At 71.7% G+C, this 336-nt stretch carries 1 protein-coding gene; it reads right to left on the bottom strand.

What is annotated here, in order from left to right:
* Window positions 1-122: 122 nt before the first annotated feature.
* Window positions 123-336, bottom strand: a 214-nt coding sequence (locus ACK8OU_RS20530) for a terminase gpA endonuclease subunit (RefSeq protein WP_410305175.1), incomplete at its 5' end; no start/stop codon positions are given.

Raw genomic sequence — 336 nt, forward strand, 5'->3', positions numbered from 1 at the left:
GCCTGCTCTATGCCGAGCGTCTTCCGGACCGGATCGCGGCCATGCGCCGCGAATGGCATCTCAAGCGCGATCGTCCTCTTCGCCGCCGCCTCGCCCAATCCGCGCAGGGCCTTGGGTCCTGATCACCCCATGTAACTCGACCGCACGGTCCGCCGCCGCGACGAGGGCCGCGGCGAGGATTTCGCCGGTGCGTCGTTACCAGCGCCGGCAGAGTCCACCGCCAGCTGCCGCTCCAGCTCCTGCCAGCGCGCCTCGGGCCAGCGGTCCGCGCCTACGATCCAGGCCGCCGCACGGGCATAGACCCGGCAGTCCAGCGCCTCGTTGCGCTCGCGCAGT

The sequence above is a fragment of the Pontitalea aquivivens genome (assembly GCF_046507575.1).
GTDB lineage: Bacteria > Pseudomonadota > Alphaproteobacteria > Rhodobacterales > Rhodobacteraceae > Pontitalea > Pontitalea aquivivens.